Genomic DNA, 838 nt, shown 5'->3' with positions numbered 1-838 from the left:
GAATTTATCAGGTGAAATATTAGAAGTACCTCAGTTTATACCAGGTTGTGAAATGAAGTTAGCGTTCTCGTTCGAAATGGAACAGCCAGAGATAGGATGTCAAGAAATTGAAGCTTTATTGCAATCTATTTGGGGAAAAGAGCGAATGATTACACAGAAAATTTCATACGAATATAATAAGCAAGCGATTTCATATCATAATAAGGTAGAGGTTCTATTTCAAAAAGCGATTACAGAAGACCATGTTGATGATTTAATAGCTGTTATTTCACACATGATAGAAACGGTGCGAACAATACAACATTTTCTTCAAAAATAGAGATAAAGGAGAAAAACAAATGATAAAAGATATGCAACCATTTTTACAACAAGCTTGGGAAAAGGCTGGTTTTAAAGAGTTTACTGAAATTCAAAAACAAGCGATTCCAACTATTTTAGAAGGACAAGACGTTATAGCTGAATCTCCAACTGGAACAGGAAAAACATTAGCGTACTTATTACCACTTTTACATAAAATTAATCCTGAAATTAAACAACCTCAAGTTGTAATTTTAGCGCCAACTCGTGAACTTGTTATGCAAATTCATGAAGAGGTTCAAAAGTTTACAGCAGGAACTGATATTTCAGGTGCGTCTTTAATTGGTGGTGCGGATATTAAGCGCCAAGTTGAAAAATTAAAGAAACACCCAAGAGTTATTGTCGGTTCACCAGGACGTATTTTAGAATTGATTCGTATGAAAAAATTAAAGATGCATGAAGTGAAAACGATTGTATTTGATGAGTTTGATCAAATTGTAAAACAAAAGATGATGGGTGCTGTACTTGATGTAATTAAATC

The 838-nt window shown here is 33.2% G+C and carries 1 protein-coding gene and 1 pseudogene; both read left to right on the top strand.

The genetic code is table 11. The features are described from left to right. Positions 1-319: pseudogene (locus AC1DTM_RS29470) on the top strand (hypothetical protein); the annotation flags it as partial. Positions 320-338: 19 nt separating this feature from the next. After that, a partial coding sequence (locus tag AC1DTM_RS29465) for a DEAD/DEAH box helicase family protein (protein WP_477001588.1) occupies positions 339-838 on the top strand: 500 nt, incomplete at its 3' end.

The organism is Bacillus sp. P4_D3 (genome assembly GCF_056401855.1).
This window is presented reverse-complemented; position numbering and strand designations above follow the sequence as displayed.